The sequence below is a fragment of the Massilia sp. S19_KUP03_FR1 genome (genome assembly GCF_036688685.1).
Taxonomy (GTDB): Bacteria; Pseudomonadota; Gammaproteobacteria; order Burkholderiales; family Burkholderiaceae_D; genus JALYUM01.
Window position 1 is genome coordinate 85297 of the sequence record NZ_JAQQPS010000004.1, and the last position, 16785, is coordinate 102081.

At 62.2% G+C, this 16785-nt stretch carries 14 protein-coding genes and 1 tRNA gene; 10 read left to right on the forward strand and 5 right to left on the reverse strand.

Translation table 11 applies throughout. The features are described 5' to 3' along the window. Positions 1 to 31: 31 nt before the first annotated feature. Positions 32 to 118 (reverse strand) — tRNA-Leu (locus V6M87_RS05455). Positions 119 to 248: 130 nt separating this feature from the next. Here V6M87_RS05455 and V6M87_RS05460 point away from each other — a divergent pair. From V6M87_RS05460 to V6M87_RS05495, 8 genes are all read left to right on the forward strand, one after another. After that, positions 249 to 1061, forward strand: coding sequence for a hypothetical protein (locus V6M87_RS05460; protein WP_332848740.1), 813 nt, complete (start codon positions 249 to 251; stop codon positions 1059 to 1061). 27 nt (positions 1062 to 1088) lie between these two features. Beyond that, positions 1089 to 3296, forward strand: a complete 2208-nt coding sequence (locus V6M87_RS05465; protein WP_332848741.1) for a penicillin acylase family protein — start codon at positions 1089 to 1091, stop codon at positions 3294 to 3296. Positions 3297 to 3497: 201 nt separating this feature from the next. Then, entirely contained in the window at positions 3498 to 4067 is a 570-nt protein-coding gene (locus tag V6M87_RS05470; RefSeq protein ID WP_332848742.1) for a thymidine kinase, read from the forward strand. A 68-nt stretch (positions 4068 to 4135) separates the two neighbouring features. Next, the gene (locus V6M87_RS05475) at positions 4136 to 4672 is read left to right on the forward strand and encodes a hypothetical protein (RefSeq protein WP_332848743.1); all 537 of its coding nucleotides are present in this window, start codon (positions 4136 to 4138) and stop codon (positions 4670 to 4672) included. Positions 4673 to 4784: 112 nt separating this feature from the next. Further along, entirely contained in the window at positions 4785 to 7040 is a 2256-nt protein-coding gene (locus V6M87_RS05480; RefSeq protein WP_332848744.1) for a carboxy terminal-processing peptidase, read from the forward strand. 241 nt (positions 7041 to 7281) lie between these two features. Further along, positions 7282 to 7752 (forward strand): PEP-CTERM sorting domain-containing protein, encoded by a 471-nt coding sequence (locus V6M87_RS05485; RefSeq protein WP_332848745.1) that lies wholly within the window; start codon positions 7282 to 7284, stop codon positions 7750 to 7752. 143 nt (positions 7753 to 7895) lie between these two features. Next, positions 7896 to 8351, forward strand: coding sequence for a MaoC family dehydratase (locus tag V6M87_RS05490; protein WP_332848746.1), 456 nt, complete (start codon positions 7896 to 7898; stop codon positions 8349 to 8351). Then, complete coding sequence (locus V6M87_RS05495) at positions 8344 to 8802, forward strand: MaoC family dehydratase (RefSeq protein ID WP_332848747.1); 459 nt, start codon at positions 8344 to 8346, stop codon at positions 8800 to 8802. The genes V6M87_RS05490 and V6M87_RS05495 overlap by 8 nt, the downstream gene beginning before the upstream one ends. Positions 8803 to 9239: 437 nt before the next feature. Here V6M87_RS05495 and V6M87_RS05500 read toward each other — a convergent pair whose 3' ends face one another. Further along, entirely contained in the window at positions 9240 to 9440 is a 201-nt protein-coding gene (locus tag V6M87_RS05500) for a hypothetical protein (protein ID WP_332848748.1), read from the reverse strand. A 96-nt stretch (positions 9441 to 9536) separates the two neighbouring features. Here V6M87_RS05500 and V6M87_RS05505 point away from each other — a divergent pair, with 96 nt between their 5' ends. Continuing rightward, positions 9537 to 10676, forward strand: coding sequence for a dienelactone hydrolase family protein (locus V6M87_RS05505; protein WP_332848749.1), 1140 nt, complete (start codon positions 9537 to 9539; stop codon positions 10674 to 10676). A 37-nt stretch (positions 10677 to 10713) separates the two neighbouring features. Here V6M87_RS05505 and V6M87_RS05510 read toward each other — a convergent pair whose 3' ends face one another. Both V6M87_RS05510 and kdgD read right to left on the reverse strand, forming a co-directional pair. Continuing rightward, positions 10714 to 12291: an aldehyde dehydrogenase (NADP(+)) gene (locus V6M87_RS05510; RefSeq protein WP_332875780.1), complete on the reverse strand. Its 1578-nt coding sequence runs from the start codon at positions 12289 to 12291 to the stop codon at positions 10714 to 10716. 83 nt (positions 12292 to 12374) lie between these two features. Then, positions 12375 to 13289, reverse strand: a complete 915-nt coding sequence (gene kdgD / locus V6M87_RS05515) for a 5-dehydro-4-deoxyglucarate dehydratase (RefSeq protein WP_332848750.1) — start codon at positions 13287 to 13289, stop codon at positions 12375 to 12377. Between the two features lie 275 nt (positions 13290 to 13564). Between kdgD and V6M87_RS05520 the strand changes: the two genes are divergently transcribed. After that, complete coding sequence (locus V6M87_RS05520; protein WP_332848751.1) at positions 13565 to 14971, forward strand: MFS transporter; 1407 nt, start codon at positions 13565 to 13567, stop codon at positions 14969 to 14971. Positions 14972 to 15666: 695 nt separating this feature from the next. Here V6M87_RS05520 and V6M87_RS05525 read toward each other — a convergent pair. Then, a complete protein-coding gene (locus V6M87_RS05525; protein ID WP_332848752.1) occupies positions 15667 to 16401 on the reverse strand; it encodes a hypothetical protein in 735 nt (244 codons plus the stop codon). Between the last annotated feature and the right edge of the window lie 384 nt (positions 16402 to 16785).

Consider the following 16785-nt stretch of genomic DNA (forward strand, 5'->3'; position numbering starts at 1 on the left):
GTACTGCTTTGAATCAATTTGAACTACTTAGTGGTGCCCGGAACCGGAATCGAACCGGTACGCCCTTGCGAGCACGAGATTTTAAGTCTCGGGTGTCTACCAGTTTCACCATCCGGGCAACGGCCCGAATTCTAGCACAGCGTCGGCCTTCTCAGGATCATCCTGGCAACATTTGTCGGGCGCGGCGTTTGGTGTAGCATGCTTGCCGGTGCGCCGCTGCCAGGCGTGCAACATTGCAAGGACACGTTTTGAATACTGCCAACATTACCATCAACGAGGAACTGCGTTCCTTCATCGATCCCCTCGCCGACATCGAATACGCCGCACTCGAGCGCAGCCTGCGCCTCGAAGGTTGCCGCGACGCGCTGGTGCTGTGGAACGATATCCTGATCGACGGCCATAACCGTTACGCCATTTGCCGCAAGCTCGGCATCCCTTTCAACACGGTGCAGAATACCTCGTTCTCGTCGATCGAAGACGTGCAGCTGTGGGTCATCGAAAACAATCTGGCCCGCCGCAGCGTGTCGGATTACCAGCGCGGCGTGCTGGCGCTGCGCAAGAAAGACATCGTCGCCGCCCGCAGCGCCCAGCGCGCCGGCGAACCCGACAAAGGCGCTGAAAACGACGAGGCTGCCGGCCCGCCATGGAGCACGCGCGAAGACGTGGCCAAGGCCGCGCGGGTGTCGTCGAACACCATCAGCCAGATCGAGCGCATCCAGCGCGCCGCCACCCCGCAACTGGTGGAAGCCGTGCGCGCCGGGACCATCTCGATCAATGCTGCCGCGAATGTCGCCTCGCTGCCGGAAGCGCAGCAGCGCGCGGCCGTCGCGGGCGGACGCAAGGAACTCCAGCAGGCCGCCAAGCAGGTGCGCGAACAGAAGGCAGCAGGGCGCCCGAAGCGCGAGGTGCTGGCCGACGCCGACGTGGAAGCGGCCGGCGACGACCTGGCCAAACTGCGCGCCCAGATCGGCGCGCTGAAAGACCGGGTCGCCTCGCTGACCACGGAGAACACAGTCCTGAAGCAGCGCATCGGCCGCCTCGACGGCAGCCTCACCGAGTAATCTTTTTAACACCACCGGAGCCACCGCATGCATCTGCCCCGCCTGATCGCGCCTTTCATCCTTGGCGCCGCGTGCTTTGTGGTCACGGCGCCGGCTAGCAGCGCGCCGGTGGCGAAGGCCGAGTTGAAACGCTGGCAAGCGACCGCCATGCGCGTCACGATTTTGCGCGACAAGTGGGGCATCCCGCACGTGTTCGGCAAATCCGACGCGGACGCCGTGTTCGGCTTGCTGTATGCACAGGCAGAGGACGATTTCAATCGCGTCGAACTGAACTACATTAATGCGCTCGGACGGCTCGCTGAAGTGGAAGGAGAGAAGGAAGTCTGGCGCGACCTGCGCATGAAACTGACGATCCAGCCGGCCGCCATGCAGGCGAAATACGCCGCCTCGCCCGCCTGGCTGCAAAAGCTGATGGTCGGTTTTGCCGACGGCCTGAATTTTTACCTGCACAGGCATCCAGGCGTGCGGCCAAAACTGATCACCCATTTCGAGCCGTGGATGGCGCTGGCGTTTTCCGAAGGCAGTATCGGCGGCGATATCGAAGACATCGACCTGAAAGCGCTGCAGGCGTTTTACGAACAGCCGACCCGGCCGCTGATTACCCCGTTGGCCAGCCGCCTGCAAGCCGACCTCGATGCCGAACCGCGCGGCTCGAACGGCATCGCCATCGCACCGAAGCTGACGCAGGCCGGCCATGCGCTGCTCCTGATCAACCCGCACACCTCGTTCTACTTCCGCCCCGAAGTGCACATGGTCAGTCAGGACGGCCTGAACGCGTATGGCGCCGTGACCTGGGGCCAGTTTTTCGTCTACCAGGGGTTTAATGAACGCGCCGGCTGGATGCACACCTCCGGTGGCGCCGACGTCATCGACTACTACCTGGAAACCGTCAAGGAACGCGACGGCACATTTTTTTACCAGTACGGCGGCGCCGAGCGGCCGCTGCGCGCCGTACCCATCACGGTGCCCTATAAAACCGCCACCGGCATGGCCAGTAAAACCATCACCGCTTACTTCAGTCACCGCGGCCCGGTGGTGCGCCACCAGGACGGCAAATGGGTGACGGTGCGCATGATGGACGAGCCGATCAAGGCGCTGATGCAGTCGTACGGGCGCACCAAGGCGAAAAATTACGCGGCCTTCCTTGACGTGCTGCAGCTGCGCACCAATTCGTCGAACAATACGGTGTACGCCGACGGCGACGGCAATATCGCCTACTTCCATGGCAACTTCGTGCCGAAGCGCGAACCGCGCTTCGATTTCACCCACCCGGTCGACGGCAGCAATCCGGACACCGACTGGCAAGGCTTGCACGAGGTGAAGGACACCATCACGCTGTTCAATCCGGCCAGCGGCTATATCGCCAACACCAACAACTGGCCTTTCAGCGGCTCCGGCGCCAGCAGTCCGCGCGTGGGCGATTACCCGAAATACATGTGGGCGCTGCCGGAGAATGCGCGCGGCGTCCACGCCGACCGCGTGCTGCGCGGGCAAAAAAACTGGACGCTGGACAGTCTGATTGCCGGCGCCTACGACCCCTTGCTGACGGCGTTCGAGCCGCTGGTGCCGCAACTGGTGCAGGCGTGGGACGCGCTGCCGGCATCCGATCCGCAGAAACCAGCACTGGCAGCGCAGGTGGCCGCCTTGCGCGGCTGGGACCTGCGCGCATCGACCGCGTCAACGCCGACGTCGCTGGCCATTTACTGGGCCCAGGACCTGGTGGCAGCGAACAAGGACAAGGCGAAGGCAGCGCAAGTGCCGGCGGTCGATTTCATCACCACGCGGCTGAGCCCTAGCGACTACCTCGACGCACTCGCGCGCGCGTCCTCAAAGCTCGACAACGACTTCGGCAACTGGCAAACCCCGTGGGGTGAGATCAACCGGTTTCAACGCCTGTCCGGCGCCGTCGAGCAGCAATATGACGACAGCGCGCCGAGCTACCCGGTCGGCTTCGCGTCGGCCAACTGGGGCGCGCTGGCGTCGTTCGGCATGGTGGCCAAGCAGACTACAAAACGCCTCTACGGCGACCGCGGCAACAGTTTTGTCGCGGTCGTCGAATTCGGACCGCGCCTGCGCGCAAAAAGCATCCTGGCCGGCGGCCAGAGCGCCGACCCGCGCTCCCCGCATTTCAACGACCAGGCCGCCATGTACAGTCGCGGCGAATTCAAGGATGTGCTGTTTTACAAGGAAGACATCCTGCGCCACCTGGAACGCACTTACCATCCGGGGCAATGATGCGGCGGCTGCTGGTCATTGCGCTGGTGGCGGCCTTGATGGCGCTGGCAGTTGGCTGGGTCCGCAAAGAGCTGGCCATCGACCGCTGCCTCGACCATGGCGGCCGCTGGAATGCGGCGCGGTCGGTATGCGAAGGGACCCACAGCGTATCGGGCGCCCTTGCTATAATCGCGGCCTTTCAAGCAAGACATTCGACCCCACGTGGCTAAACTTTATTTCCGCTATTCGGCCATGAACGCCGGCAAATCGACAGCCCTGTTGCAGGTCGCGCACAATTATGAAGAGCAGGGCCAGCACGTAAAATTATTTACGGCTGCCATCGACGACCGCTACGGCGTCGGCCAGGTGACCTCGCGCCTGGGGCCGCATCGCCAGGTCGACGTGTTCGACGCCAGCACCGATTTTCTGGCGATCAGCGCGCCCGATGGGACCAAGATCGCCTGCGTGCTGGTCGACGAAGCCCAGTTCCTGACCACGCTGCAGGTGCAGCAATTGCACCAGCTGGCGCAGGTGCGCGGCGTGCCGGTGATCTGTTACGGCCTGCGCAGCGACTTCCGCGGCGAACCGTTTCCCGGCTCGGCGTTTTTGCTGGCGCTGGCCGACGATATCGAAGAGATCAAGAACATCTGCAGTTGCGGCAAGAAGGCGACGATGAATATCCGCGTCGATGAAAACGGCAAGCGCATCCGCGAGGGCGAGCAGGTCAGCATCGGCGGCAACGAGCGCTATCGCCAGGCCTGCGGGCGCTGTTTTTACTCAGGCAACCACTAGCGGCCATGCCACAGTGCAGCGCGCTGTTTCCGGTCGTTCTGTGCGGACATGGTTCCGAGGCCGTTGCAATGGCGATCTACCTGGTGCCGGTGGCGGCGCTGGCGCTGCTGCTGCGCATTGCCACCAGCGCCCACCCGCTGTTTTTCCTGTTCACCGTGGCTGGCACGCTGTGCCACGAGCTGGCGCATTTCTTTGCCGGCCTGGTCACCAATGCGCGCCCGGTCGGCCTGACGGTGTTGCCGCGCTGGATAGGGCGCGGCAAGCCGAATACCGGCAACGGCCACTGGGAACTCGGCTCCGTCACCTTTGCCAACCTGCGCTGGTATAACGCGGCGCCAGCGGCGCTGGCGCCCTTGCTCATTCTCGCGATCCCCTTGGCCGTGGCATGGTGGCGCACGCATTCCGGCACGCGCTACGGTCCGCCCGACCTGGCACTGGCCTTCCTGCTGGCGCCGCAGTTGCTGTCGTTCTGGCCATCGCCGGTCGACTGGCGCCTGGCCGCGCGCTCGTGGCCGTGGCCGCTGATCGCCCTGGCATGCGGGCTGGTCTGGTGGGGCTGGCGCGCAAATTGGCCGGCGTACTGGCTCACTTTGTTAAATCCGTGACAAATCCGGCTTAGGGCAGGCTTATAGCAGGTGAGAAATCACGCGCGGCCAGAGATGTGCGCGTATGCTTCCTGTAGAATTACCCGATACTGAACCACCCGGAGACGCACGCATGAAGAAGCAGATGTTGATCGCCGCGCTGGCATGCACCATGTCGGCCCATCTGGCAGTTGCCCAGCCTGAAAAAGCTGTTGCAGTCGCCGCTCCCATTACCACGCCCCAGTTGAAACCCCTGGCCGCACAGACGCAGGCTGCGCTGTGGGCCTCGCGCGTGCTGGCGCGCTACCACTACAAGGCCACGCCGCTCGACGACGCACTGTCCGAAAAAATCTTCGACCGTTACTTCAAATCGCTCGACAGCGAAAAGCTGTACTTCGTGCAAAGCGACATCGACCAGTTCGCGCCGATGCGCTCGAAGCTGGACGACGCCATCAACAACGAAAACCTGACGCTGCCGTTCGCCGTCTACAACCTGTACACGCAGCGCTTCGGCGAACGCATGGCCTACGCCCGCCAGCTGTTGAAAGGTAAGTTCGACTTCACGTCCGACGAAACCGTCCAGCTCGATCGCGAAAAGGCCGAATGGCCGAAGACCGACGACGAGGTCAAGGACCTCTGGAGGAAGCGCGTCAAGAACGACTGGCTGCGTCTGAAACTGGCCGGCAAGGACGACAAGGCAATCCGCGAAACGCTCGATAAACGCTACGACAACTACGTCACCCGGATTCGCAAGCTGAACAACGAAGACGTGTTCCAGATGTTCATGAACGCGTACGCGATGGCCATCGAGCCGCACACCAATTACCTGGGCCCGCGTTCGGCCGAGAATTTCGATATCGCCATGCGCCTGTCGCTCGAAGGCATCGGCGCCACGCTGCAGTCGCGCGACGAATACACGGTGCTGCGCGAACTGGTGCCGGGCAGCCCGGCTGCCTTGTCGGGCAAGCTGAAGCCGGGCGACCGCGTGGTCGGCGTCGCGCAGGGCACCAGCGGACCGATGGTTGAAGTGCTGGGCTGGCGCATCGACGACGTGGTTGCGCTGATCCGCGGTGACAAGGATTCCACCGTGCGCCTCGACGTGCTGCCGGCTGACGCCGGCACCGATGGCAAGCACATCACGGTGGCGCTGGTGCGCAAGAAAATCAGCATGGAAGAGCAGTCTGCCAAGAAGTCGATCATCGAAGTCAAGGACAATGGCGTCAAGCGCCGCATCGGCGTCATCTCGCTGCCGACCTTCTATCAGGATTTCGAGGCGCGGCGCAAAGGCGACAAAGATTTCAAGAGTGCCACGCGCGACGTGGCCCGCATCCTGGCCGAGCTCAAGAAAGAGAAGGTCGACAATGTCCTGATCGACTTGCGCAACAACGGCGGCGGTTCGCTGACCGAGGCGGTTGAACTGACCGGCCTGTTCATCGACAAGGGCCCGGTGGTGCAGCAACGCACGGCCGACGGCAAGGTCGACGTCGAGAGCGACACCAATGCCGGCCTGGCCTGGGATGGCCCGGTGGGCGTGCTGATCAACCGTGGTTCGGCCTCGGCGTCGGAAATTTTCGCCGCCGCCATCCAGGATTACGGCCGCGGCCTGATCATCGGCGAGCCGAGCTTCGGCAAGGGCACCGTGCAGACCATGCTGGCGCTTGACCGCTTCGCGCCAAGCGAGAAGGTGCATTACGGCGAGCTGAAAATGACCATCGCCCAGTTCTTCCGCATCAATGGCGGCACCACCCAGTTGCGCGGCGTGACGCCCGACATCAAGCTGCCGGTCACGGCCGATACCGAGAACTTCGGCGAATCGAGCTACGACAATGCCTTGCCGTGGGTGTCGATCAAGGCGGCCAATTTTGTGCCGGCAGGCGACTTGAAGGAACTGTTTGCACCGCTGCAGAAGCGCCACGAGGCGCGCATCGCCAAGGACAAGGACTTCCAGTACTTGCAGGAAGATATTGCCGAAGTGACCAAGCTGCGCAAGGACAACATCATCTCGCTGAACGAAACCGTGCGGCGCAAGGAGCGCGATGCGCAGGATGCCCGTACCCGCCTGCGTGAAGCGAGAAATGTGCAGAACGACGACGGCATGGCGCCTGACAGCAAGGAAGCGCGCGGCAAGGTGCCGGCGCCGACGAAACCGGGCAAGACTGGCATCAACCTGAAATCGGCCGGCCGCAACCAGGATGACGGCCTGCAGGCGGACGAGCGCAACCTGGCATCGGAACTGGCGGCCGAAAAAGCGGCGAAAAATGCCAGGGATGTGTTGTTGCAGGAAACCGCGCACATCCTGGCTGACGAGACGGCACTGTTGAAAACCGACACACGCCTGGCAAGCCGCACGATGCCGTATATGGCGGTGGTGAAGCCGGCAGGAAACTGATCGATAAGTTTCCTTCTTGAAAACTTTAATGAAGTAAATTTATTGTTGTAAATCCAAGGCAACTGCAGTGTGGCGAACTGCAAGGTTCGGACAAAAAAGGGAGGTTCTCACAGGAGAGACCTCCCTTTTTTTTGTTCAAAGGGGTAGTCTTTGACGGCGTTCAATCGAACATGCTTGTTTTTATTATCATGCTAGGATTCAAGCATATTGTAAAAAAATTAACCAATATTGGGAGCGCCGCATGTCCACTCGTCACCTGATCGCCGCCGCAGCACTGTTGGCCACCACGTTCGCCGCCCAGGCCGACGTTGTCACGCTGTCGAGTTCGTCGACGCCGAGCGCCAACATGCCGATCGGCGACTTCGCCTCAAGCCTGTCAGGCGCCAGCCTCGCCGAGCAGTTGGCGGCGTCGAACAGTAGCGTCCAGCTGTACCTGGTGCGTGGCGTCGAAGGCCTGTACATGGTGGCGTCGCGCAGGATCAACGCGGCGGTGGACGCCGAACTGGATGACGTCCCGCTGCCAGGGCTGGGCGATGCTGCGCCGGACGTGCTCCCTGACACCCCGATCCCGACCGGAACCGTCCCGAGTGCCAATCTCGACGCTGATCCTGTCGTCAGCGCGGCTGAAGTGCCTGAGCCGTCCAGCATCGCTCTGCTGCTGGCAGGCATGCTGGGCGCGGTCGGTTTTACGCGCGGGCGCAAGCAGGGCTGATGCACTGTACTGATGGGAAGGCATGCGCGGATGGCCCCGGTTGAACCGGCGCCATCCGTGATACGTTTACGCGCGCGGATGCGGCGCCGATTTCGGGTACCATTCCCGGGTTCGTTCGAGCACCTTTTTTCACAGGGACAGGCATGAGGCAACACTGGTATTTCGAAGATTTCGTCCCGGGGCAAGAGATTGCCCTTGGCAGCTGCACGGTGACCGAAGAGGAGATTATTGCCTTCGCCACCCGCTTCGACCCGCAGCCGTTCCACGTCGACCCGCAAGCCGCGGCAGACTCGATTTATGGCGGCGTCATCGCCAGTGGCTGGCATACCTGCGCCATGATGATGCGCCTCGTCGTCGACGGCCTGATGTGCGACGCCTCGAGCATGGGTTCGCCCGGCGTGGATGCGGTGCGCTGGCTGCTGCCGGTGCGCGCCGGCGACACGCTGACCGTCAGCTACCGCACCACGGGCGTAAAAGCGTCCACTTCGAAGCCCGATCGGGGCGTCGTGCGCTCGATCTGGATCGCCACCAACCAGCACGGCCAGCAAGTGTGCACGATCGAAGGCATGGGCATGTTCGCCCGCCGTCCCAATGCGTGAGATCGCATCGCTCGATGCCTTGAAGGCGCTGGTGGGGCAGGAAGTGGCGGTTTCCGGCTGGTTCGGCATCCCCCAGGCGCGCATCGACCTGTTTGCCGAGGCCACCGACGACGACCAGTGGATCCACGTCGACGCCGAGCGCGCGCGCCGCGAATCGCCCTACGGCGACACAGTGGCCCACGGCTTTCTGACCTTGTCCCTGCTGCCGGCCATGCTGGCCAGCGCGCTGACGATGGTCGACATGAAGATGGGTGTCAACTACGGCCTGAACCGCGTGCGCTTTCCAGGGCCGGTGCCGGTCAATAGCCGGGTGCGCGGACGGTTGACCTTGTCGAGCGTGCAGGACCTGGCCGATGGCGGGGCGCAGCTCGTGTGGGATGTGGTGGTGGAGAGGGAGGGGAGCGATAAGCCTGTATGCGTCGCGGCGTTTTTAATGCGGCGGTACAGCTAGAGCGCCGTATGCAACTGCATTTCCCTCGGTGGTGAGTGTTCTTTTTTGGCGTGCCAACCTGCTATGCTCGGCGAAACAAGCGTGGAAGGTGCCATGCCGGATCCACCACATCGATGACGTGGTGCAAGTGGCTACATCATCTCCTTTTCCTGTTAGGGACACCGCATAAAGGAGATAGCGTCGCGGCGCTGGCTGATCTGGCGGGCGAGACTGGCGTTTGCCTTATCTGCACGACCCGCTCCTGGTACCTGGACACAACTGCGGTTTCTTTCGAGATCGCGTCAAGTGCTACTCACTTGGGTCTCGCAAACGATCAGGAATTTACCGAGTTCAGGTTCATCTTTACCGAGGTTGGTCTGCAGAATATGGCGATCGCCTCATTGGGTGCGTGCTGTGACTAGCGCCAAGCTCTGCGTTCCCACGCTGAAAAACTGCACCTAGAACAGTGCGTTATCGCCCTGGTCGGCCCAGCCGCCGAGCCACCCGCTCAGCTTGCAGGAAATGTTCTGCGTCATCGGATTGCGCAAGTCCAGGGTCTGATAACCAACGGCATGCTGCCCGAGGCCGGCAAACATTCTGGTGCCGCGATCGAACGGACCAGCCTGGGTGGAACGCACCCAGTTGCTGCCATAGTCCACCGATATGATCCGCTGCCAGTTGCCAGCTGAGCGCCCCCGGACACGTGCTAATCATGGTACAACAACGGGTTCGCACAACCTCGACCCGAGCCTCCCATGCATCTGCGCGATTTGCTTGTTGGTGCCCTGATGGGCGCCACCGGTCTGGCCTGCGCCCAGGCCGATCTTCAAACAGCTGGCGTGCATGACAACATGCCCGTGTTTGCGCCTGCACTCAAGGGCCGGCTGGCGTTTCCGATGGCATGGACACCGCAGGTGGCGGATCTGCCAGCGTGGCGCGCTGCGGGGCGTAAAAAAGTGTGGGAGCTGACCTTGCAGTCTGCCGACACGACGCCCTTTATGCCACGCGTGATCGCCGAACTCGACCGCGGCTCGTATGTTGCACGCAAGGTTGCCTTCAATCTCAGCGCCGACAGCCGGGTGCTGGGCCTGCTGCTGGTGCCGAAAGGGACAGGGCCGTTTCCGGCCGCGCTGATGTTGCACGATCACGGCGCCCGCTTCGACATCGGCAAGGAAAAACTGATCGAGCCCTGGGGTGACCCGGCCAGGCAGGCGACGGCACAGGCCTGGTCAAAAAAATATTTTTCCGGCCGCTTTCCCGGCGACGCGCTGGCGCAGCGCGGCTACGTCGTACTCGCCGTCGATGCGCTCGGCTGGGGCGACCGCGGGCCGCTGACGGCCGACGCCCAGCAGGCGCTGGCAGCGAACAGCTTGAATCTGGGCACTTCGCTGGCAGGCATCATGGCGCTGGAAGACACGCGCGCGGCAGAATTTCTGGCCGCGCAGCCGGAGGTGGCACCTGGCAAGGTGGCCGCGGTCGGCTTTTCGATGGGGGGCTTGCGTGCCTGGCAGGTGGCGGCGCTGTCGAACGCCATCTCGGCATTCGTGGTGGTGAACGCGATGGCGACGACGGACGGCTTGATGGTGGCCGGGAACAACCAGCTCAAGGGCAGCTCGGCGTGGCAGACGCTGCATCCGGGCCTGGTGCGTTACCTCGATTTCCCCGATGTGGCCAGTCTTGCAGCGCCCAAGCCGGCCTTGTTCTTTGCCGGCGAACAAGACCGCCTGTTTCCGGCAGCCTCTGCGCAGACCGCATTTGCCCGCATGGGCAAGGTGTGGGCGGCCTGGAAGGCGGCCGACCGTTTCGAGGCACGCATGCTGCCGGGCGGCCACGAGTTCACGCAGCCGGCCCAGGAAGCGGCCTACGACTGGCTGGACCGACAGCGCGGGCGTTAAGTGCAGCGGCCACGCCGACGCCCGCGTCGGCCTGGCGTCAGGCTTGCGCCAGTTCGCCGTCGCGCAGGCGCCACAGGCCGAGCGGATTGTCATCCTGCAGCGCCGCCGGCAACAAGAATGCCGGCAAATCCTGGTAGCTGACCGGGCGCAGGAAGCGCTCGATCGCGCCAGCGCCCACCGACGTGCTGCGGCTGTCGGACGTGGCCGGGAACGGCCCGCCATGCACCATCGCGTACGCCACTTCGACTCCGGTCGGAAAGCCGTTGATCAGGATGCGGCCGGCTTTTCGCTCGAGCACGGGCAGCAGGGCCAGCGCAGCGTCGCGGTCATTTTCCGTCAAGAACATGGTGGCGGTCAGCTGACCGTCGAGGTATTCGGCGATTTGCCTGAACTGGTCGAGGTCGCGGCAGGCGACGATCAGCGAGGCGGCGCCAAAAATCTCGTCTTCGAGTGCCGGGTTGGCAAGGAAGTGGGCGGCATCGGTCTGGAACAGGGCGGCCTGGCCGGCGCAGGCGGTGCTGCCGGCCTGACCGCGCGCGAGCAGCGTGACGCCGTTCTGCTTGCCGAGTTTTTCGACGCCATCGGTGAAGGCGCTGTGGATGCCGGGCGTGAGCATGGTGGTGCCGGTCTTGCCCTGCAGGGCGGTGACGGCGGCGGCGCGGAACTGCTCGAGCGCGGCGCCTTCGAGGGCGATCACCAGGCCGGGGTTGGTGCAGAACTGGCCGGCGCCGAGCGTGAGCGAATCGATGAAGCCGCTGCCGATCTTGGCGGCGCCTTGCGCGAGCGCGTCGGGCAGCAGGAACATCGGGTTGATGCTGCTCATTTCCGCATACACCGGGATCGGTTCGGCGCGCGCGGCGGCGGCACGCACCAGTGCCATGCCGCCCTGGCGCGAGCCGGTGAAGCCGACCGCCTTGATGGCCGCATGGCTGACCAGGGCCTGGCCGATGGTGCGGCCGTCGCCATGCAGCATCGAAAACACCCCTTCAGGCAAACCGCAGCTGGCCACTGCCGCCTGCACGGCACGGCCGACCAGTTCGGAGGTGCCGGGATGGGCGCCGTGGGCCTTGACCACCACCGGGCAGCCGGCCGCCAGCGCGGAGGCGGTGTCGCCACCGGCCACCGAAAACGCCAGCGGGAAATTGCTCGCGCCGAAAACGACGACCGGGCCAAGGGCGATTTTGCGCAGGCGCAGGTCGGGACGCGGGGGCGCGCGCTCGGGCAGGGCTGAATCGAGCGTGGCAGCGAGCCAGCGGCCGTCGCGCACGACCTTGGCGAACAGGCGCAGCTGGCCGACGGTGCGGCCGCGCTCGCCTTCGAGTCGCGCCTGCGGCAAGCCCGACTCGTGCATCGCGCGCTCAATCAGCACGGGGCCCAGATCGAGGATGTTCTGTGCGACCTGTTCGAGGAAGGCGGCGCGCACTTGCGGCGTGGTGTCGCGGTAGCTGTCGAAGGCCTGCTGCGCCAGCGTGCAGGCGCGCTCGACGTCGTCCAGCGTGGCGCTGCCGAAGGCTGGTTCAATGTGCGCGCCGGTGGCAGGGTCGATGGCTTTAAATGATGCGGCGCTGCCGAAGGGGGCGGTCGCGCCGATCAGCAGTTGGCCGTTGAGGGTCATGGTCAAAATAATTCTCCTGTTGCAGATATGAAGACGGCGCGCCGGCGAAATTGCCTGGCGCGCCGTGTTGAGGGCAGCTGAATTTATTGCGGGCCGAGCGACTTGATCAGCACATCGAGCTGCTCGCATTCCTGCTCGGTCAGGTCGATCAGCGGCGTGCGCACCGGTCCGGCGGTGTGGCCCACCAGGGTGGCGCCGGCCTTCACGATGCTCACGGCGTAGCCGGCTTTCTTGTTACGGATATCCAGGTAAGGCAGGAAGAAATCGTCGATCAGGCGGTTGGTCGTCGCGTGGTCGTCGGTGCGAATCGCTTCGTAAAATTCGATCGCGGTTTTTGGAATGAAGTTGAAGACAGCCGACGAATACACCGGCACGCCGAGCGCCTTGTAGGCGGCCGCATACACCTCCGCCGTTGGCAGGCCGCCCAGGTAGGTGAAGCGGTCGCCCAGTTTGCGGCGGATCGTGACCATGGTTTCGATCTCGCCCACGCCATCTTTAAAACCGATCAGGTTGGGGCAGCGGTCGGCCAGTTGCAGCAGCGAGGCGGCGTTGAGCTTGCAGACGTTGCGGTTGTAGATGACAACGCCGAACTGGACCGATTTGCAGACCGCGACGATATGCTCGACCAGGCCGTCCTGGCTTGCTTCGGTCAGGTAGTGCGGCATCAACAGGATGCCGTGGGCGCCGAGGCGTTCGGCTTCCTGGGCATACTTGATGGCCATGCGGGTCGGGCCACCGGCGCCGGCCAGGATCGGCACCTTGCCGCGGCAGGTTTCGACGGCCACCTTGACCACCTGGGTGTAATCCTCGGGCGTGAGCGAGAAGAACTCGCCGGTGCCGCCAGCGACGAACAGGGCGGTGGCGCCATAAGGGGCCAGCCACTCGAGGCGGTCGGCGTAGGTGCTGGCGACAAAATCACCCTGGGCATCGAAATCGGTGATCGGAAAGGACAGCAGGCCGGAGGAGAGGATCTGTTTCAGGTCTTGGGGCGTAAACATAGGAGCAGTCACCATTGGGTTGTGGGGGAGAGCGAAGGGGCCCAGTTGGTCACACCTCGCTGTTATCAGTCATCGTATAACATGGTATGCAGATACGCAAGTCTTACGGCGCTGCGTGCCCCATGCAGCCAAGCTGAATAAATTAAGATTGACCGATTGCTATTTCTAAAAACCGTCTTTATACTCGGCTCACACGTTGTAGGATGACCGATGACGATTGCGATCGTTTCTGTCTCACGCAGCGAAAAAATAAAAGCTCAACGGAGATAGACAAGATGAATCCTCAACAGATCGGCAAGTACCGATGGACAGTGTGCGCCATGCTGTTTTTTGCCACCACCGTCAACTACCTGGACCGACAGGTGCTCAGCCTGCTCGCACCGGACTTGTCCAAGCAATTTGGCTGGACCAACACCGACTACGCCAACATTACCGCAGTATTCCAGTTCGTCTACGCCATCTCGATGCTGTTCGCCGGCCGCATTGTTGACCGCCTCGGCACCAAGCAGGCTTTCATTCTGGCCATTTCGGTGTGGTCGGTGGGCGCCGTCCTGCATGCCTTCGCGATCCCGATGGGCGCCGGGCTGAATACCATACTCGGCGCCGTCGGCATCGCGGCGGTGCCGGTCTCGGTGGCCGGCTTCATGATTGCCCGCGCCATCCTGGCGATCGGCGAGGCGGGTAACTTCCCGGCCGCCATCAAGGCCACTGCCGAATACTTTCCGAAACGGGAGCGCTCTTTTGCCACCGGCATTTTCAATTCCGGCGCCAACGTCGGCGCCGTGCTGGCGCCGATCAGCGTGCCATGGATTGCCGCGCAGTGGGGCTGGCAAATGGCCTTCATCGCGATCGGTGCGATCGGCTTCGTCTGGATGGCGATGTGGCACTTCCTCTACGAAAAGCCGGAACAGCAAAAGCGCCTGAGCAGCGCCGAACTGGCCCACATCAACAGCGACGTCGTCGCGCCGCTGGCCTCCGAACAGGTCGCCGCGCAGTCGGCAAGGCGCCTGAGCTGGATCGAGCTGCTCGGTTATCGCCAGACCTGGGCCTTCGCTTTCGGCAAGTTCATGACCGACGGGGTCTGGTGGTTCTTCCTGTTCTGGCTGCCGAAGTACCTGTCCGCCCAATATGGCATGGAAAAAACCGCCATCATGGTGCCGCTGGCCGTGTTGTACAGCATGACCATGATCGGCAGCATCGGCGGCGGCTGGTTGCCAACCTGGTTCATCAACAAGGGCGCGAGTGCCTACGATGGCCGCATGAAGGCGATGCTGCTCATTGCCGTGTGCCCGCTGGTGGTGCTGCTGGCCCAGCCGCTCGGTTATATCAGCGTATGGGTGCCGGTGGTTCTGATCGGCATCGGTGCATCGGCCCACCAGGCCTGGTCGTGCAACCTGTTCACCACTGTGTCGGACATGTTCCCTAAAAATTCGGTCGCGTCGGTGGTGGGCATCGGTGGCATGGCAGGCGGCCTGGGCGGTGTGCTGATCTCGAAGACCGGCGGCTGGGTGTTTGACTATTATGGCGCGCTCGGCAAGATCCAGACTGGCTACACCATCATGTTCGCGGTGTGCGCGGTGGCCTACCTGGTGGCATGGTGCGTCATGAAAGCGCTGGTGCCGGCGCACGCGGAGATCCTGGCCCCGGGGCCACAATTGACGCTGCCTGCCGGCGCCCGGTAGACGGGCAGCCCCAGTGCGAAACAAGCCGTTCAGCGATTCGCTGAACGGCTTTTTTTTATTCTTTTTGCGCCTTTCTGGTTCGTTATTTGTAGCGGCTTGCGTTTGAAACGGGCCCTGCGCGCATTCGACGCTTTTCCCATCGCAGACTAAGTGCAAATGACGGATGGCTCGTGCTTGCGCTAACTGCAAATGAAATTACGCCTGCGCCGACAGACTGCTTCCAATGGGATGGACGCCCCCATCCGAAACGGCATCGATGTGCCAAAGTGGATGTGTCATACACCACTAACCGAGGATGGCGTCACCAATGGCGCCAGAGCGGTTATTTATGCAGCGCAGCGCAAACTTGCCAGTACAGGATGGCTAGCAAGTCTCTTGGCGCGACGCGACAAAAACGGCGTTGTGGTTGCGTTGGCGAACAAGAACGCGAGAACCGTGTGGGCACGCCTGGCACACGATCGAGAGTTCCGGTCTGATTACGCCAGGGCGTATTCAGACCGGTTAACACGAAACAAAAGGCAGGTAGCCAAAGTCGTTTCACCACCGATTGCTTAGGCAAACATGAAGTGATGGCAAGACAGGTAAGACCGTAGTCGGCAAAGCCCGTTTGCGTCGGAGCATGAAAAATGCGCGCCTTCGATTGGGACGTCGACTAGCAAATGCCATCAGGGACAGCGGCATCAAAGTCCGGATGATCAGTGCTGCGAGGTACCCTGATCCGGGTAAGCTTTGTCGATCGCCGCGATGATCGCCTCGTCTTCGACAGCCAGATTCTGCGCCCGCTCATAAAACTGCGGATTGGTCGCCATGTGCTTGAGCAATAGCTTGCCGCGGCTGCTGGTGAGCGCGCGGTAGCGGGTAGCAAGGCTATCGTCGTCTGCCGTGGCTTTCTCCGAGAAGTCAGTGAGGCGGCGGTGCTCACTAAGCCAACCTCCCGAAGACAGCGCCAGTTTCGGCGCCATGTATTCGTAGCGCTCGATGATCTGTTCGAGCAATGTGTCGTTCTCGATATTGGTCAACTTACCGGCTGATTTGAAGCCTTCGTACCGGCCTTGACGGACAACCAGGAAATTGTTGCTATTCAGGAGGGCCCACGCCTCCTCGAAAGTCTTTTCGTCAGGCGCAGCATTTTGATCGAGTGCGGCAACGGAAGCATAGCGCTGGTCGGCCGCATGATGAAAACGCACCACTTCCTTTAGTTGCGCGTGGTCCCGTTGCAAGTCGCTCTTAAGGCCCAGCAGGAAGCTACGGACCTGCGCCTGCTCATGGCGGTGTTCGCCCAGCGAGTGGAACCAGATGCTGATGCTAACGGCGAATACAATTATCAGCATCTCCAGCAGGATTTCACGCAGTTTGTGGACCCAGCTGTGGCTGCTGATCGCAGTCTTGAGCAGATTCTTCGTGTGTTTAGTTATTTCCTGTTCAGCCATAGTTCCCCACTGCGTCAGACGTTCTGATCAAACTTCTAAATATGGATTGCATCATTGATTTCTATAAATATCCTAGCAGCAATGCTATCACTGTGCGAAGAATATTTGTTGGCCTTCTTGCAATGTAAACTTCGGCGGATCGCTGTGTATGAAAAGATTGTGCACGCGCCGATAAAAGTTAACTCGTTGAGTGTGTCAATGGCCCCAGCTCTGCTGTACAAGATTGCGTGAATTGGGTATCTTGCTCGACGGCCGGGTTCGGCCAAAAGCGTCCGTTGAAATACAATTTGCTTCATCATGTACTTCTTATGACAATCTCAGACAGCGCCAGTGTAAGGGGCCTTGAGCGGGAGTTGGTGCAGATCTACTCCGTCCTCGATTACG